This is a genomic window from Natronogracilivirga saccharolytica, from assembly GCF_017921895.1.
Classification (GTDB): Bacteria; Bacteroidota; Rhodothermia; order Balneolales; family Natronogracilivirgulaceae; genus Natronogracilivirga; species Natronogracilivirga saccharolytica.
The window spans coordinates 51,608-68,775 of the sequence record NZ_JAFIDN010000002.1 but is presented as its reverse complement, the minus strand read 5'-3'; the positions used below and the strand labels follow the sequence as shown (position 1 = coordinate 68,775).

14 protein-coding genes are annotated in these 17,168 nt (G+C 49.1%); 9 read left to right on the top strand and 5 right to left on the bottom strand.

Going from position 1 to position 17,168, the window contains the following annotated elements; all coding sequences use genetic code 11:
- Positions 1-4 precede the first annotated feature (4 nt).
- The 7 genes from NATSA_RS02595 to NATSA_RS02565 all read left to right on the top strand — a co-directional run bounded on the left by NATSA_RS02595 (position 5) and on the right by NATSA_RS02565 (position 6,502).
- Positions 5-1,039 carry a lysylphosphatidylglycerol synthase transmembrane domain-containing protein gene (locus NATSA_RS02595; RefSeq protein WP_210510159.1) on the top strand — a complete coding sequence of 345 codons (1,035 nt, stop codon included), beginning with the start codon at positions 5-7 and terminating at the stop codon, positions 1,037-1,039.
- A gap of 219 nt (positions 1,040-1,258) precedes the next feature.
- Complete coding sequence (locus NATSA_RS02590; protein ID WP_210510157.1) at positions 1,259-2,884, top strand: hypothetical protein; 1,626 nt, start codon at positions 1,259-1,261, stop codon at positions 2,882-2,884.
- An 11-nt stretch (positions 2,885-2,895) separates the two neighbouring features.
- The gene (locus tag NATSA_RS02585; RefSeq protein WP_210510155.1) at positions 2,896-3,090 is read left to right on the top strand and encodes an HU family DNA-binding protein; all 195 of its coding nucleotides are present in this window, start codon (positions 2,896-2,898) and stop codon (positions 3,088-3,090) included.
- 7 nt (positions 3,091-3,097) lie between these two features.
- Entirely contained in the window at positions 3,098-4,492 is a 1,395-nt protein-coding gene (locus tag NATSA_RS02580; RefSeq protein ID WP_210510153.1) for an SPOR domain-containing protein, read from the top strand.
- A 39-nt stretch (positions 4,493-4,531) separates the two neighbouring features.
- Positions 4,532-5,269, top strand: a complete 738-nt coding sequence (locus tag NATSA_RS02575) for a MotA/TolQ/ExbB proton channel family protein (protein ID WP_210510152.1) — start codon at positions 4,532-4,534, stop codon at positions 5,267-5,269.
- The gene (locus NATSA_RS02570; protein ID WP_210510150.1) at positions 5,266-5,676 is read left to right on the top strand and encodes an ExbD/TolR family protein; all 411 of its coding nucleotides are present in this window, start codon (positions 5,266-5,268) and stop codon (positions 5,674-5,676) included. The genes NATSA_RS02575 and NATSA_RS02570 overlap by 4 nt, the downstream gene beginning before the upstream one ends.
- Positions 5,677-5,680: 4 nt before the next feature.
- A complete protein-coding gene (locus tag NATSA_RS02565) occupies positions 5,681-6,502 on the top strand; it encodes an energy transducer TonB family protein (protein ID WP_210510148.1) in 822 nt (273 codons plus the stop codon).
- Here NATSA_RS02565 and NATSA_RS02560 read toward each other — a convergent pair whose 3' ends face one another.
- The 3 genes from NATSA_RS02560 to NATSA_RS02550 all read right to left on the bottom strand — a co-directional run bounded on the left by NATSA_RS02560 (position 6,503) and on the right by NATSA_RS02550 (position 11,505).
- Positions 6,503-9,031: a glycogen/starch/alpha-glucan phosphorylase gene (locus tag NATSA_RS02560; RefSeq protein WP_210510146.1), complete on the bottom strand. Its 2,529-nt coding sequence runs from the start codon at positions 9,029-9,031 to the stop codon at positions 6,503-6,505.
- Positions 9,032-9,174: 143 nt separating this feature from the next.
- On the bottom strand, positions 9,175-10,059 hold the full coding sequence (gene ispE, locus NATSA_RS02555; RefSeq protein ID WP_210510145.1) for a 4-(cytidine 5'-diphospho)-2-C-methyl-D-erythritol kinase: 885 nt from the start codon (positions 10,057-10,059) through the stop codon (positions 9,175-9,177).
- A 6-nt stretch (positions 10,060-10,065) separates the two neighbouring features.
- Positions 10,066-11,505: a CCA tRNA nucleotidyltransferase gene (locus NATSA_RS02550; protein ID WP_210510144.1), complete on the bottom strand. Its 1,440-nt coding sequence runs from the start codon at positions 11,503-11,505 to the stop codon at positions 10,066-10,068.
- Positions 11,506-11,726: 221 nt separating this feature from the next.
- Between NATSA_RS02550 and NATSA_RS02545 the strand changes: the two genes are divergently transcribed.
- Positions 11,727-12,656, top strand: coding sequence for a cation diffusion facilitator family transporter (locus NATSA_RS02545; RefSeq protein WP_210510143.1), 930 nt, complete (start codon positions 11,727-11,729; stop codon positions 12,654-12,656).
- A 51-nt stretch (positions 12,657-12,707) separates the two neighbouring features.
- Here NATSA_RS02545 and NATSA_RS15565 read toward each other — a convergent pair whose 3' ends face one another.
- Complete coding sequence (locus tag NATSA_RS15565; protein WP_210510142.1) at positions 12,708-13,748, bottom strand: sugar phosphate nucleotidyltransferase; 1,041 nt, start codon at positions 13,746-13,748, stop codon at positions 12,708-12,710.
- 350 nt (positions 13,749-14,098) lie between these two features.
- Between NATSA_RS15565 and NATSA_RS02535 the strand changes: the two genes are divergently transcribed.
- Positions 14,099-15,778 (top strand): UDP-N-acetylmuramoyl-tripeptide--D-alanyl-D-alanine ligase, encoded by a 1,680-nt coding sequence (locus NATSA_RS02535; protein ID WP_246481639.1) that lies wholly within the window; start codon positions 14,099-14,101, stop codon positions 15,776-15,778.
- Between the two features lie 33 nt (positions 15,779-15,811).
- Here the strand turns inward: NATSA_RS02535 and NATSA_RS02530 are convergent, their stop codons facing one another.
- Positions 15,812-17,044 (bottom strand): ABC transporter permease, encoded by a 1,233-nt coding sequence (locus tag NATSA_RS02530; RefSeq protein ID WP_246481637.1) that lies wholly within the window; start codon positions 17,042-17,044, stop codon positions 15,812-15,814.
- Positions 17,045-17,168: the final 124 nt, after the last annotated feature.

The window sequence follows — 17,168 nt, the reverse complement described above, 5'->3', positions numbered from 1 at the left end:
CGGCATGTGGAAATCTTCATTACGGTTTGTGGTCAGTATTCTGATTGCTCTGCTGTTTTTGTGGCTGGCACTTCGTGATGTGTCTTTAAGTGAACTTCGGTTGACAATGAACAAGCTCACGTATTACTGGCTTGTTCCCTACATCGTTATATCGCTGCTGAGCCATTATCTTCGTGCCGAGCGATGGAAACAGCTCATTGAACAGCAAGATGCCAGGACAAGCAGAATGAACCTGTTCAGTGGTGTTATGCTTGGCTATCTGGTCAATTATGCCGTTCCCCGTCTTGGCGAAATTTCACGGTGTGTTTATGTCGGCAACCGGGAACAGCTGAGCCGCTCCAACCTTCTTGGCACTGTTGTGATCGAGCGGGCACTTGACCTGCTTATCACGGTGCTCCTGACTGTTTTTGTCATAATCTATCTGTTTTCAGATTATCGTGATATAGTACCCATTATCGGCGACAGCACCATAAATGTGCTTGATGTGATTTTCAGTCCGGAAGGCCTGGCGGTGCTTCTGATTATACTGATATTCGGTGTTCTGGCTGTCTACCTTGGCTATCGCCTGCTGTCCTATGTAAGCAACTGGATACCATCCCTTGCCGGTTTCTTCAGGTTTGCCGCTGACAAATCCAAAAAGTTCGCACAGGGGATGATGAGCATCAGAAAAGTACGGAACTGGCCTGTGTTCATTCTGCTGACTGGTGGCATTTGGTTCTGCTATGTGCTCATGACATACATTCCGTTCACAGCCTTTGACCTGCACACCACCTATGGTCTCGGAATGCAGGATGCGCTGGTGATCACCGTCGTCTCGGCACTTGGCATAATACTTCCGTCTCCGGGCGGTATCGGAACCTATCACTGGCTGGTAAGCCGCACCATGCTGATCCTGTTTGCCGTCCCGGAAACAATCGGAGTAGCTTATGCAATTGTAACCCACCTGGTGATGATGATCATAATTCTGGCAGTTACACCGATGCTGCTTGCCGTTAACAAAGTCAACTGGAAGGAAAAGTTTGTAAGGGTGCAGAAATAAAACCTTTCAGAGGTTAGTAAAAAAATACCTTTTCAGGGCCAAACTCGTTTATCAAATTATTGCGGAAAATAGCTTATTTTCACTATTTGGACACTACGCTTATCAACTGAATGGATCCAAGGAATGAATCCACGTAATTTTCTCCTGACTGCTTTATTATTTACTGTGTTTTCCCTGCCCAGTGCAGTTAATGCTCAGCAAGAGGGAGGAACCACATCAATGTTGCCGGATATCGATCCGCAGGATATTGAAATTCGCGGAGAATTTGATGTCACGTTTCCCGGCCTGTCCAGACAACCCATCCTGGGATTCAGCCCGAGACAACCAATATATCGTGTCGATCCCGACAGAATGCCGTTTCTGGAATCTGATGATGAAATTGTAACTTCTGTACCCATCAGCCAGCTTGAACCGGCTTTAAGACCGGACCACCACTTTTTTTCCTTTTCCGAACGCAGAAACCTTTTTGCCCGTGCCGGATACGGAACATATCAAAGTCCTGAAGTTTCCATTATAGCAGAAGCTCCCGTTCGTGAAAACGAACACATTTCACTGGATTTCAACCATCGTTCTTCTGCGGGTGACCGGGACTTCAGTTCGTTCGGAGACTTCAACACTGATTTGCAGTGGATGAGACAGGATGGGCCAACCCGCTGGGCTTTAGGCGTTAATGGTGCCTCATCGTTTAACTATTCTGCACTTCCGGGTCCTGCAGACAATAATGAAGACGAAGTGCTTCCGGACCCGTCCCGGATTTCAAATACCACTTTCGGAATGCATGGCAAGTGGCAGCACCTTGAGCACGCATACAGGGGATGGCAGTCACGGTTTGACCTGACTCATTTTACAGGGAAAGGAACAACCGGTGATGACGAAAAATCGTTTAACGAGACAAATTATAATCTTTATCTGAACCACTTCCGTGACGGACGTCATCAGGAGCAGGTTTTCGGTTTTGATTTGCGGGCTGCCGGCTCTTTATACGATACTATTGACGATGAAACCCAATACTGGCTGACCAACGCTGCCGGTGCAAGGTACAGACATCAGTTTGGCTACGCTCATCAGGTAGAGGCATGGTTGCGTTTCTATCAGCTTTATGATCCGGTCAATGAATTTGACCTTTTTCTCTATCCTGATATTTTTTACCGGTTTGAAGGAACAGGAAGAGTACAGGCTTCATTGCGGCTGAGAGGCTTTGTAGAGAATCCCGGACTGCAGAAACTTCATGCCGAAAACAGATTCATGATTCAAAGTGACAATGAACTCCAGCATGAACGTGGCCTGCAAATCCATCTGAATGCAGGGTTTGATCTTCTGACCGATACCCGGGTTTTTTCCGGTCTTGATTATCGTCAATACTACAATAAAGGCTATTACCTCAGATCACAGGATCCTGCCAACCCGTTTTACTCATATCAGTTTGCAGAAGAAGCCATCCATGTCGAGTGGTACAGTGGCCTGACACACCGGATTCCGGAACTCAGAACCAAGGCAACATTTGAACTTGGCTTTAACTTTACATCCATGGATGAAGAGGTGGTGCCTTCCGGTTATATTCCATATGTTCCACTTGTACGCGGATCTGCGCAAATCATGTCCCAACCTCTTTCCTGGCTGAATCTGTCAACCTGGCTTGATTTTTCAGGCAAGAGAAAAACGGCGGCAGAAGATACAGAGGCCGACGGGTTTTTCCAGCTCGGTATGCGTTCAGATATTCGCCTGCACGAACGGGTCGGGGTTTATTTTAAATCACTGAATATTCTGGATCAGGACTACGAGGTGTGGCACCGTTATCAGGAACAGCCGTTTCAGTTCTACGGGGGGATTACTTTACACTTATGAGAGGAGCAACTATGGATCAAAAAAAAGCAGAAAATAAAATTTCATCCATCATAGCCTCTGCTTTGAAGAATCATCAGGAAGTTCAGATAAAAAAGCTGGGGACAATAAAGGTTCAGCACAGAAACCAGCAGCAGGAACAGGATAAAAGTGGCCGGGTCTTTCTGACTCCTCCGGCTGATATAATTACGTTTTTACCTGAAAAGTGAGGGAATTATGAAGCTATCACATGAAGAGCTGATCAGCAAGCTTGCAAAATCCCTGGGTGTTGAGGCCAAAGATGCGGAAGCTGCTTTCGATGCATGGATAGAAAATATAATTAAAGAAACAGGGGAGAAGGAAACCAGCCATGTACCGGGATTGGGAACGTTCAGGAAAAAAGGGCCCGGTATTGAGTTTGTGCCGGATGAAAAGCTTGCTATTGAAGTAAACCATAAATACGCAGGAATGAATCCGATTGAGGTTTCCCCCTCTTTTCTCCGGAAAATTCAGGAAAAAGATAAGGGTGAAGAAGCCGGGCAAGAGGATGATCCGTTCGGTATTGCGGAAGAGGAGGAGTCCCCGGAAAAAGCCACTTCGAAAGACGAGCAGGAAATGACTACCCCACGCTCCAAAGACCCGGGGGAAGAGGCGTCAGGGGCTGAAACCGAAGATCCGGAGGAATCCCGGGAGGAATTCCCTGAGGAACCGGAAAAAGAAAAAATGGAGGAATCCGGAGAAGAGCACCAGGAAGAGCTCCCGAAAGAATTTCAGGAGGAGCCCGAAACGGAGCCTGATGAGGATCCAGGGGAGGAGCCTGGCATAGAACCGGAGCAAGATCCTGTCAGGGAAACGGAGGAGGAAATTGGGAAAGAACTTGAGCAGGAACTTGAAAAGGAATCCGAAGAGGATCCGTTTGAACTGTCCGGAGAAGAATCAGGGAAAGCTTCTGAAGGGGAAGATATCCCGAAAATAACGGCTTCCTCAGGAAAAAAATCCAAAACCGGCAAAAAGGAGTCCGGTGGAGATGCCAAAGAGAAAAAGAGCTATGCCATCTGGTTCATACCGGCTGCTGCGGTGATCATTGCGGCAATTTTACTCTATTTTCATTTTGACGGACTTCAGCTGGACCGGCAGTTCCGCGATGAGCAGGAGCAACGCCGGGAACAGGAAGATGTTGCAGCACTTCAGGATGAGCCGTCAGAACATCAGGTTGGCCCCCTGCCGGATGAGGAAGAGGAAGCCGATGAACCGGAAGAAATGGTGCCGGAGCCCGAACCGGAGCCTGCCGAAGAAGAGCCGGAGCCGGTACCTGAAGAACCGGAGCCTGCCGAAGCGGATCTCGATGATCAACTGCCATTTGGTCTGACCGGACCGGAAGAAGAGGTACTTATCGGAGCATATACGATCGTGGTTCACTCCCTTCACAATGAGAAAAAGGCACAGATTGAACGTGATCGTCTTGCAGAACGGGATTTCAAGGCAACATTATGGCAGGCGACACTGCCGGACGGCAACCAGCGCTGGCGGGTAGGTATCGGACAGTTTGAAACCGTATCAGAAGCAGAGGAGGCCATCTCCGAACTTCCCGAACCCTACCGGAGCAATAATTTTATCATCAGAATTCGTTAATACTAACAACAAAACCCACCAACTCAACAACGGTATTTCATGACATCGGTATCCCTTTATCTGTCGGTATTACTTTTCCAAAATGGCATTGCCGAAGATACATTAGAAGCCCTTACTGCCACCTCAGAAGAAATTTCCTATTTGCAGATGCTCTCGGAGGGCGGGTTTGTGATGATTCCCATCACCTTGCTGTCGCTGCTTGCTATTTATGTCATTGCCGAGCGATGGCGCGTACTTTCCAACTCCGTAATGGATAATCAGAGGTTTCTCGACAGTCTTGAGGATATGCTGAAAAAAGGTGAGATGAGGCAGGCGCTTCAGTATTGTGATGATATGGACAAGCCCTTTTCCCGGATAATGAAGCAGGGTATCAAGCGGCTCGGCAGACCAATACAGGATATTGACGATGCGATAAAAAATGCCGGAAAACGGGAAGTCCATTTCCTTGAGAAAAAAATGGACTGGCTTGCTACGATCGCCGGTGTGGCACCGCTGCTTGGTTTTCTTGGTACCGTCACCGGTATGATTCAGGCGTTCATGCAGATTCAGACGCTCGAGGGCAATGTGAATCCAAGTGTTCTGGCTGGCGGAATATGGGAAGCATTGATAACAACCGCTTCCGGACTTGCCGTCGGAATCATTGCTTACGGCTTCTATAATTATCTTTTGGGCCGCATGAACCGGATGATCTTCGATCTGGAAGACTCCTCCACCGAGTTTATTGAATTGCTGCAGAAACCGGCCAACAAAAAAGAGCAACAGGGAATACCGCAATGAATTTTCGGGCAGACAATGAAGTAAAAAAGCCGATGACGCTTTTTGCAGCAGCCGGACTGACAGATATCGTTCTGCTCTTGCTGATTTTTTTCCTGCTGACATCGTCATTTGTGACAAATTTCGGAATCAGGGTTGATATTCCCAGAGCTGAAACCGCAGCTGTAACCGAACAGCATTTCATCAACGTCACCATAACAAATGACGGCAGTTTTTATGTAATGGGTGATCCGGTCACACGGGCCAATGTGGCTTCTGCCATTCGCGAACAGCACAGCAGGCACCCGCAGGCCACGCTTGTAGTGAGGGCTGATAAAAACGCCATAGTCGACGATGCCGTGCATGTGATGAATGTCGGAAAAGCGCTCAACCTCAGTATGATGATGGCTACAGAACGGGCCAGCAGATAAAACTATGCGACGCAAACTCACCCCAGATGAATTATTCGGCTTGCTGATCACGGTAGTCATGCACCTGATCATGCTGCTGTTTGCTCTTTACATGGTCATCAAACCAGACCAGCAGGAGCGGACCGCCTTCATCGAAGTGACTCTTGGTGAGTTTCAGGATGGCACAATTGCCGAGTTTTCAAGGGAAGAGGAAGAGCAGCCGGAGACAAGACCCGATCCGGTGGAGGCAGAACCGGAAGTGCCGGAGCCCGAACCGGAAGAAACGCCTCAGCCGGAACCTGAGCCTGAGGAACCGGCCAGGGATGTCGACCTGCCCGATCAGGAAGAGGAGGTAGAATCTGACGAAGTGGTTACAACGCCCGACACCGAAGAGATCGATCCTGAGCAAATGGCGGAGCAAACCGAGGAGACCGAAGAACAGACCGCTCCGGATCCGGCTCAGCAGGATGAAGAAGAGATGGAAGGCGAAGAGGAAGCGGGGGACATCAGGGGTATTCGCGGCAGGGCTGATGCAGACCAGGGTACCGAAACGGACCAGATCCGTTCCGCTCCTTACCAACTGGAGTGGGAGGGCGACTTTAGTCGTGAGCCGCAAAACCAACCACTTCCAAGATATGTTTCAGAAACAGAAACGGTTATTTCTGTCCGGTTTGAAGTACGTCCGGACGGGACGGTAGGGCAACTCATACCCCGGAGAAGGGGAGATCCAGACCTTGAACGTGAAGTGTTCCGAACCCTGCGGGAATGGAGGTTCTCACGACTTCCCTCCAATGTCCCGCAAGAGTCTCAGTACGGAACCATAACGTTCCGCTTCGTTCTCGACTGATCAGGCTTTCTGCTTGCTAACCTTTCGTTTCTTGTTGTTCCCGTTTTTTTGGGAAGTCCGGTCTTTGGGAAGGGAGATCTGCTCACAATCCCATATTTGCTTGCTGTACTCAAGAATGGTCCGGTCCGAGGAAAACTTGCCTACCCGGGCGACATTGTGAATGGCTTTTTTAATCCATTTTGCCTGATCCTTGTACAGCTTCTCCACCTCCTGCTGCTGCTTTGTGTACGACTCAAAGTCGGCAAGAACCATGAAGTAGTCTCCCTCATCCAGCAAATTGCGGATAATCGGGTGGAACAGTTCGGGCTCATCCGGCTCAAAGAAACCGTCGCGGATCTGATTCAGAACCTGCTGCAGCTCGGGGATGGAATCGTAATAGTCGCGGGGGTTGTAGCCTTCCCTGCGCTTTTGCTCCACTTCTTCGTCGGTGAGTCCGAAGATGAAAATATTATCTTCGCCGACTTCTTCACGGATTTCAATATTGGCACCGTCGAGGGTTCCGATTGTTAATGCACCGTTAAGGGCGAATTTCATGTTTCCGGTACCTGAAGCCTCCATTCCTGCGGTTGAGGTCTGCTCTGAAAGATCAGCAGCCGGTATAAGCCTTTCGGCAAGTGACACGGTATAGTTCTCCAGGAACAGACAGGAAAGCTTGCCTTTGGTATCAGGATCGTTGTTGATTTTCTCGGCAATGGAGTTGATCAGTTTGATCTGAAGTTTGGCCATGGTGTACCCGGGGGCTGCCTTGCCTGAGAACAAGACCGTTCTGGGCTGGAACTCAGCATCAGGATTGGCTTTGATCCGGTTATAAAGCATGGCCGTATGCAAAGCAACAAGAAGCTGGCGCTTGTATTCGTGTATCCGCTTGATCTGGATATCAAATATGGAATCCGGCTCAAGAGAAATCCCGTACTCAGCTTCAATGAAAGCAATCAGATCTTTTTTGTTCTGATGCTTGACATCGGTGAATTTTTTGCGGAACGCTTTGGAGTCCGCAAGCTTGTCGATTTTCTTGAGCTGGTTGAGATCGGTAATCCAACTGTCACCGATCTGCTCCGAGATCAGTTCGGATAGCCTGGGATTGCACTGCTTGAGCCAGCGCCTCGGGGTGATCCCGTTCGTCATGTTGATGAATTTGTCCGGGTACAGCTCGTAGAAATCTTTGAAAATGGTCTTTTTGATCAGCTCGGTATGCAGCCTAGCCACACCGTTGACCTTGTTGGATCCGACAATACCAAGAGTGGCCATCTGAACGGCAGGCTTTTCACCTTCGCTGATGATGGACATTCTTCTGACTTTGTTTACGTCATGACCGAAAGTATCGCGGACATCATTCAGGAATCGTTTGTTGATTTCATAAATGATCTGCAGGTGCCGCGGCAGCAGATTGCGCATAAGAGGCACAGGCCAGGTTTCAAGCGCCTCAGGCAAGACCGTATGGTTGGTATAGTTGATCGTTTTTCTGGTAATATCCCATGAGGTCTCCCAGTCGAGCCCTTCGTAATCCATCAGGACCCGCATCAGTTCAGGAATGGCCAGGTTGGGATGGGTGTCGTTGCACTGAATGGCAACTTTGTCCGGAAGCTTCCTCCAGTCGTTATGAACTTTTTTGAACCTTCTGAGTATATCCTGCAGTGTGGCAGAAACCAGGAAGTACTCCTGCTTCAGACGCAGCTCCTGCCCGACAAACACCTTGTCATTGGGATAAAGAACTCGGGAGATATTTTCCTGCAGCTGGGAATCCCGAACCGCATCAATGTATTCACCCTGGCTGAATGACTGAAAATCGATGGCCTTGGATGAACTGGCCTTCCAGAGGCGGAGGTTGTTGACAATATCATTTTTGTATCCGGGCACAGGCGTGTCGAATGCCAGGGCATTCACCGACTGAGTGTTAACCCACTTGAAACGAAGCTGTCCGTCAGAATCGGTATACGGGACAGATTCTCCGTAAAAGTCTACAGGGTAAAGGACTTTGGGTCTTACGACATCCCAGGGATTGCCAAATTGAAGCCACATGTCGGGCTTCTCAATCTGGTAGCCGTTTCTTATCTGCTGGTGGAAAATTCCGTAATCATACCGTATGCCATATCCGTATCCGGGAATACCCATGGTTGCCATGGAGTCGAGAAAGCAGGCCGCAAGTCTTCCCAGCCCGCCGTTTCCAAGTCCGGCATCAAATTCGTTTTCCTTGACTTCATCGTAATCCAGCCCGAGCTCATCAAGGGCTTCTTTGACCTCATCAAGTATGTCAAGGTTGACAAGCATGTTGTCAAGCAGCCGGCCCATCAGAAACTCCATCGAAATATAGTAGACACGCTTGGCATCGACATCGTAATAGTGCTCCTGGGTGTCGATCCACCGGTCATGGAGTCTGTCCAGCGCCGTTAATGCAACACTTCGAAATTTGTCCCATTTCGTCGTGGAGTATTTGGATTTGGCCAGGGTGAAGCGCAAGTGCCGCTGGATATCCAGTTTCAGGGACTCGGCATCCATTGCCTTGGTGATGTCATCGTTCAGTTTGATCATGTGCGTGTTTGTTTGAAATTCTCAATCGGGGTAGTGCCGCTAAAATGTAAGCGGTTACATTCATTTTATTAAATATACAACAAATTCCGGCCAGGTTACAGTCTGTGGCAGAAAAAGTAAGATTTGAGGCAAAAAAATCAAAGTTACATAGTTTGATAAATACCGAAATCAGGCTGAAAGGAGGGCGGAGTGAGGTTGGCCTGCAGGTCCCAGTCGATAAACCGGTTGTAGGCATCAACGGCAACAAACTCCTGCCTGAACAAACCGAACACCGATGAGCCGCTGCCGCTCATGGCCGCATAATCGGCGCCGAGTTCGTACATCTGATCTTTGATGTTGCCGATCATGGGGTGCTGGTGAATGGCCCAGGGTTCAAGATCATTGAACAGAAGATACCGCCACTCCTCAAGCGGTTCATTCAGCAGGATGTGTTCCAGCTGAAACTCCGGCTCCGGGTTGGGGGTGCAGTGCTGATAGGCATCCGCCGTTGAAACATGAATGTCGGGAAAAACGGTGAGTATCCACGCGCCGGGTTGTATGTCCTGAAAATCAAGCTGCACGCCAATTCCCGTTCCAATGGCGGTTTTACCGTGCAGGAATACCGGAATATCGGCACCCAGCCCGGAAACGAATGACTGAATATCCCCGGTTTTTAGACCAAGTCCGCTCAGTTTGTTGATCATCCGCAGCATGGTGGCGGCATTGCTGCTCCCCCCGCCAAGTCCGGCACCAAAAGGCAACACCTTGTCGACATATACAGACCAGCTGTCATCAAAATCGGCATACCGGCGAAGCTTGTTGAGTGCTCTGATAATCAGGTTGCTGCTGTCGGCAGGAAGCCGGTCATCAGACATCGAAAGCCGGAAAGAAGGTGCCTTTGTAACCTCAAAACGGTCACTCCAGTTGATGAAGCAGAACCCGGTGGCTATCTCATGGTACCCGGTGGGCAGTCTGTTCAGGATTTGCAATCCAAGATTTATTTTTCCGCAGGATCGTGAGATCCAGACAGCTTCATCTGCAGGTGTCACGCTGATTTAGGATTTGGTTTCTTTGGAAGAGTGCCCCTCAAGATAATGATCCTTGATGGAATGCAAATATTTTAGTGCGGCTTCGCGGTCATTGGGAATGTCACCGTTGAGAATGGCTTCTTCAATGTCTGATTTGATTTCTCCGATCAGAGGTCCCGGGGGGATATCGCAGATTTCCATGATTTCATTGCCATCCACAGGCGGCTTCCAGTTCCGCATCCGGTCTTTTTCCTCAACTTCGGCAATTCGCTGTTCAACATGGTCGAAGTTTTTAAGAAACTGCCGGATTTTCCGGTCATTTTTGCTGGTAATATCCGCCCGGCATAACATCATCAGGTCGTCTATGGCATCACCGGCCTCAAATATCAGCCTTCTGACGGCACTGTCGGTAACGATCTCATCAACCAGGGCAATAGGGCGGAGATGCAGTCTGACGAGTTTTTTAACATAGCGCATACGGTCATCCATGGGCAGTCCGAGTTTACGGAAAATCCGGGGCACCATTTGAGCGCCAAGGGCATCATGACCGTGAAATGTCCATCCCTGCCGGGTGTCAAACCGTTTGGTTGCCGGCTTGGCAATGTCATGCAGTATGGCTGCCCATCGAAGCCAGAGATTGTCAGATACCATTGCAACATTGTCGAGCACCTTCAGGGTGTGCCAGAGATTGTCTTTATGGCGAAGGCCGTGTGCCTCTTCCACGCCATGCAGGTTGGAGAGTTCCGGGAAAAACTCATCGAGCAGCCCGGTTTCAAACAACAGACGGAAACCTGCGGAAGGCTGGTCGGACATGACGACTTTGTTCAGCTCATCAATGATCCGTTCTTTGGAAATGATTCCGATGCGATGGGCCGAGCGTTCGATGCCCTTTCTCGTATCCGGTTCGATGTTGAAATGGAGCTGCGAGGCAAACCGGATGGCCCGCAGCATGCGCAGCGGATCGTCGGAAAAAGTGCGGTCCGGATCAACCGGCGTGCGGAGCAGGCGTTTTTTCAGGTCCCCAAGTCCGTCAAAGGGATCATTAAGTTTGCCGTAGTCATCGGGGTTCAGGGACCAGGACAGTGCATTGATGGTAAAGTCGCGCCGGTACTGGTCATCTTCAAGCGTGCCGTCTTCCACGGCCGGTTTGCGTGAATCGTGGCGATAACTTTCTTTACGGGCTCCCACAAACTCCAGAACAAAACCATTCCAGGTGACGCGCGCTGTTCCAAAACGCCTGTAGGTGGCCACATTCGTGGTTCCGAGTTTTTTTGCGACAGCATCAGCCGCTTCGATACCCGATCCGACAGTCACCAGGTCGATATCATAGGCGCTGCCACCGGAGAGCCGGTCAAGATAGTAGTCACGGACAAAACCACCGATGACATAAACGCGCTGATCGATGGCTGCAACAGCATCGGATATGGACTGAAACAGTTTTTTATATGACGGGTTGAGATTTTCCAAATTGAAACAGGTTCTGCTTGTAAAAAAAAAGTACTATTATTGAACCGGTAAACAGACGATATCTTATGCAGTTCACTTACTAAAGATAACGATCATTTCAGTTTCAGGTGTTGTCTTGTCGCAGTTTCTGCAATCAGGAAAAATTTCACCCCTGAAACTTTAACCAAAAAGAGGCATCCTTGTCTCAAGGCGACGATTAAACCTGGCCAGAAAGGGTGAGCATGTCCGGCAATAACAGAAGCAAAAGAGCGATTCACATCAGCCTGGTTGTATCGGTTGTGGTATTCGGAATAAAATTTACCGCATTTGTGATTACCGGTGCCAATAGTGTGCTGTCTGATGCCGCTGAAAGTTTCGTTCATGTTTTTGCAGTAGGTTTTTCAGCATTCGGGATTCATTTGAGTCAAAAACCCCCGGATGAGGATCACCGGTACGGTCATGACAGGATCTCATTTTTTTCAGTCGGAGCCGAAGGGATGCTCATCCTCATCGCGGCGCTGACCATTTGCTATCAGTCCGTCAAAAGTCTGATCACAGGAGTTGAAGTCTTTCACATTCAGACCGGTGCCGGCATCATTTTTCTTTCCGCCCTTATCAACCTGGTACTTGGTATCTGGCTGGTTCGTACGGGGAAAAAGGAAAACAACATGATCCTGATCGGGAACGGCAAACATACGCTGACGGATGTTTATACAAGTGCCGGTGTGTTGATTACGCTTTTTCTGATTTCCACAACCGGCCTTATGTTTCTGGATGCGGTTGTGGCCATGGCCATTGCCGCATATATATCCATTGAGGGATACAAACTGGTGGGGTACGCCATCAAAGGTTTGATGGATAAAACGGATGAGGATACTGACAGAAAAATCAGGAATGTGCTGGCTGCCGAGTCCGGGCGCGATATTACCGGGTGGCATGATCTCCGGCACCGCAGCACGGGGAATACTTATTGGGTTGATTTTCATTTGCTGTTCAGAAAGGGGATAGACCTGGAAGATGCCCACCGTCAGGCAACCATACTGGAGCGGAAAGTAATGGATGCGCTGGATGAAGAAAATGTCATTGTTACCATTCATCTGGAGCCTGAAGGTGCAGACGTCGCCCATCATAAAAAACTCAGAGACAATTATTCGGATAACCGTGACAGCTGAACGGTTGCGGATCCGGGAATGACCTTGCCCGTACTCTGTTGATTTATCCGGCTATTTTTTTGCGGGCTGCTTTTTTCCGGAAGATTTTTCCGGAGGCTTGATAACAGAGAAGTCACCGACATGAAGCTGTTGATTGCAGGAGTGCAGCTGTGTTGAGGCACCCACTGTGGATTTATCGAGCGTACAATTCTCCACGACGGCATTCTCCCGAATTATGCTGTTGCTTATGGTGCTGTCGGTAATGGTGCAGCCTTCCCCGATTGTAGCATACGGACCTATGGTGCTTCCGGAGATGCTGACATTGTCACCAATGAAACAAGGCTGTATAATGCGTGTATCCGGGAATGTACGTTCCGTTTTTTTTGCGGGATCGAAGCGATCCATTACAGCAGCGGTAGAAGACAACCAGGCATCCAGTGTACCAAAATCAAGCCATTCCTTCACATCAGCAGATCTGAAAACAGCCTTCTTCTGCAAAAGACTGTCGATGGCATCCGTCAGGTCAAATTCATTCTTGTGCCCCCGGATGTCGTTATCAAGCAGATGTTTCAGCTCCTCTTTGAGGCGCTCTCCCTCCTTGAAATAATAGACACCTATGATGGCCAGATCAGATACGGGGGTTTGTGGTTTCTCGACAAACCTTGTGATACGGTTACCGTTGCGCACGGCTACGCCGTATTGCGAAGGGTCCCGGACTTTCTTCAGCCAGATGATGCTGTCGGCATTGTCGAGATCAACCTGTCCGCTCAGCTCAAAAAGGGTGTCTGCAAAGGCAATGATAACTTCACCGTCAAGGGAAGGAGCAGCACAGTAAATAGCATGAGCCGTGCCCAACGCTTCCTTCTGATGATAAAAAGCCGGTTCAGCGCCGAATTTTCGGGTCATGACAGCGAGCTGCTCCTCAACTTCATCCCCGAAATCTCCGAGGATGAAAGCAATTTCTGTAATGGGCCGGTTGATGGTTTTTCCGAACATCCGGATGATGCGCTCAATGAGTGTGGGTCCGGCAACAGGCAGGAGCGGCTTGGGTGTTAACAGCGAGTGGGGACGAAGCCGGGTTCCCCGGCCTGCCATCGGAATAATGAGCTTCATCTGTTTAAAATTTTTGATTCATATGGTCAGATGTAATGCCATGACCGTATTTAATCATACGCCTGTTTGTCCGGGCGCCAGCCCGGTCATGGACATTTCATGTGTTTAAAATTTTCGAATTATAATGACAGATGAACCGAAGTTCACGAAGTGAAATACCCTGACAGTTTCAATCATACGCCTGTTTGTCAGAGTTTATGCTCTGTCATGGGTATTTCATGCGTTAAAATGTTCGATTTTTGACATCAGAAGTCATGCCGTAAAGAAACGACTGACAAGATATCAGACTTTGGTATATTACGCGCATTAAAATATCATGCAATTAAATGTAACTCAAATAAGTCCCGATTTTGATCTGGTATTACACGGCTATAGAGCTTTTTTGCTGGGTTGTCATCTTTGTAATGCTTCGGAATGCTATTTACAGAGGACAATACCTCCTTCACATATTTCAGCAAAACGGTTATAAAATCAATGAGTTCAGCAGGTGGCTTTTTCGTCACTGGAATACCATTCTGTTTCCGGTACCTCATCTGGCGCTGATACTGGTAGCACTGATTGGTGTTGCCTACCTTGAGGACTGGCTGACATCCACCGCGGTTACTGTTGTGCTGCTGATTTTCTCCGTTTTCTGGTTCGGAAGCATATCTCAGTATGATATTTCTGCTGCCAAAAAACCGCTGGTTTATACCGCCAGAATGCTGCGTCTTACAGCTGTTTTTTCATTTTTTTCCGTATGGATCCCTCTCATAGGGACGTCATTTGCCTTTTACAGGGGCAGTCTCTATCCGGATGCCTATTCTCTTATATTCACCTGGGTTCTGGCAAGTCTGCTGCTTCCCTACCTGCTTGTGCTTGGAGCCACGGTCTTATATCCGCTGGAGTTGTTTTTTCAGAATCGATTCAAGAAAAAAGCAGCAACAAAGATACAAAACATGCCCGGTCTTAAGGTGATCGCCATCACCGGCAGCTACGGGAAAACGAGCACAAAGTTTCTGATCGACGCTGTTCTCAAGGAGCGCTACAATGTCTGTACAACACCGGGCAGTTACAATACCCCGATGGGGATATGCAAGGTAATCAACAATGATCTTCAGGCCTCTCATCAGATACTTGTTCTTGAGATGGGGGCCCGGTATGAAGGAAATATTGATGAGCTCTGTAAAATAGCACAGCCGGATGTTGCGGTGATTACCAACATCGGAGTATCCCATCTGGAAAGTTTCGGTTCTGTTGAAGCCATAGCTCAGACCAAGTCAGCCCTGATCAGGCATCTCAAATCAGGGGGGACGGCCATTCTGAACGGAGATGATCAGAAAGTCAGGAATATGGCGGGTATGCGCTCTGATGTAGAGGTGATTTTTACCGGGCTGTCACCGGATCACAATCACATCCGAGCCCGCGACATCACCTATGATGAAAACGGATGTACGTTTGAAATGCAAGTTGTAAGTGACAAAGGAGTGCACGACTCATCGCTCAGGACGGGTTTGCAGGAGCGTATATCCATGTCATTGCTGGGGGAGCACAGTGTGATGAATGCGCTGCATGCCGCAGCAGCCGGACTCATAGCCGGGCTCAGGCCTGCTACAGTGCGCATAGGCTTGAGCAAGGCGGCGCCGGTAGAGCATCGCCTTGAATTGAAGAAGAGAAATGGCGTGCTTGTCATAGATGATGCATTCAACTCCAATCCGGTGGGCGCCCGCAACGCTGTTTCGGTGCTCAGCTCATTCCGGGCCGGGAAAAAATATGTCATTACACCAGGCATGATTGAGCTGGGAGACCGCCAGGATGAGGAAAACCGGGAATTCGGGAAATGGATGGCAAAACATCCGCCGGACCATGTTTTTCTTGTAGGACAGAATCAGACCCGGCCCGTTTTTGAAGGATTGACCCTGGGCGGGTACCCTGAAGGGAACATCACGGTGGTCAGCAGCCTGAATGAGGCCAACAGCAAGCTGCAGCAGAAACTGAAAGCCGGTGATGTGGTACTTTATGAAAATGACCTGCCTGACAGCTATTCAGAGTAAATCATGTGAGCCGGGAACACTGCACTGGTGAACCTACTCATTCCGGACAGCATCTGCAGGCTGAATGGATGCGGCCCTGACGGCCGGGTACCAGCTCGCTGCGATGCACAGCAGCAAGCTTCCGCCGAGGACAAAAACGACATCGGGCCAGAGAATCTGAACCGGATAGGCTGAAATAATAAATGATTCCGCCCCGGCAAGCTTGACCATTTCATACCTGTCCTGCAGGAATGCAAGCAGCAGTCCAAGTCCTCCTCCGATCAGGCATCCGATCAGCCCGATATAAAGGCCCTGGCGCAGAAAAATTTTCTTGATGTCATTTTTCCGGAATCCGATAGAACGCAGCAGTCCGATATCCCGCTGCTTCTGGATGACGATCATGGTAAGTGATCCGACGATGTTCAGAACAGCAACAAGTACGATGATCATCAGAATAAAATAAGCTCCCCACTTTTCGAGGTTCATCACATCATACAGCGGACGCTGCAGGTCATACCACGTCATTACATTATATTGATCACCAAGCTGTTTTTGCAGTTTTGCCTTGACTGCCTCGGCTTTCTCGTGATTGTGCAGGCTGATATCAACACCGGATATCTGATTTCTAAGGTCAAAGAGCCGCTGAGCCGCCTGGATATCAATATATATGACCGGGTCTTCTATGACCTGCTGCAGGCTGTAGATACCCCTGACTTCAAACCGGCTGATTCTCGGTCCTGTAAACTGTGTCAGGGCCCGCTGCATTCCGGAGGCGCTCAAAAGGGACAACTCATCCCCGGTGTTAAGCCTGAGACTTCGGGCAAGGGGATCGGAGATCAGGATCCCTGGCTTTTGGTCACGTACTTCCAGGTCGAGTCCTCCTGCCGTAAGCAGTGCATCCAGGTCGGCATATTGAGCAAATCGTTCCGGGTCAATGCCCTTTACTGTGACCACCTGGTCTCTGCTGCCTCTGTGAGCCACGAGCGCCTTCCCCTGGATATAGGGAGAGCGGACAGATATTTCCGGTATATCAGCAAGGGCGGAATCAAGTTCTCCGGTATCAGTAAAGGCCCGCCCCTCGGCCGACTCGATGCGAAGGTCCGGATCACTCGACAGCAGCATGCCTTTGATTATGTCAAAAAAACCGTTGAAAACTGACAGTACCACAATCAGAAGTGCGGTGCCGACAGTCACTCCGGCAATGCTGATCATGGTCAGGGTGCTGATCAGAGTGATATGTTTTCTCGAAAAGAGATACCGGCGAGCTATGAGTCGTGAAGCATTCAAACTGTTCCAATCATCTGTTGAAATTCAAAAAAAATTGCGTTTACTTTCTGCACCGGATACAAATCAAGCATTGTAAAAGGGGTGAGTTATTTTTAGGTAATTCTTTGTATTTTACCCCGGAATT

Coding starts and splice junctions, on each gene's coding strand:
- NATSA_RS02595 (WP_210510159.1), top strand. CDS start 5: ATGTGGAAATCTTCATTACGGTTTGTGGTCAGTATTCTGATTGCTCTG.
- NATSA_RS02590 (WP_210510157.1), top strand. CDS start 1,259: ATGTTGCCGGATATCGATCCGCAGGATATTGAAATTCGCGGAGAATTT.
- NATSA_RS02585 (WP_210510155.1), top strand. CDS start 2,896: ATGGATCAAAAAAAAGCAGAAAATAAAATTTCATCCATCATAGCCTCT.
- NATSA_RS02580 (WP_210510153.1), top strand. CDS start 3,098: ATGAAGCTATCACATGAAGAGCTGATCAGCAAGCTTGCAAAATCCCTG.
- NATSA_RS02575 (WP_210510152.1), top strand. CDS start 4,532: ATGACATCGGTATCCCTTTATCTGTCGGTATTACTTTTCCAAAATGGC.
- NATSA_RS02570 (WP_210510150.1), top strand. CDS start 5,266: ATGAATTTTCGGGCAGACAATGAAGTAAAAAAGCCGATGACGCTTTTT.
- NATSA_RS02565 (WP_210510148.1), top strand. CDS start 5,681: ATGCGACGCAAACTCACCCCAGATGAATTATTCGGCTTGCTGATCACG.
- NATSA_RS02560 (WP_210510146.1), bottom strand. CDS start 9,031: ATGATCAAACTGAACGATGACATCACCAAGGCAATGGATGCCGAGTCC.
- NATSA_RS02545 (WP_210510143.1), top strand. CDS start 11,727: ATGTCCGGCAATAACAGAAGCAAAAGAGCGATTCACATCAGCCTGGTT.
- NATSA_RS15565 (WP_210510142.1), bottom strand. CDS start 13,748: ATGAAGCTCATTATTCCGATGGCAGGCCGGGGAACCCGGCTTCGTCCC.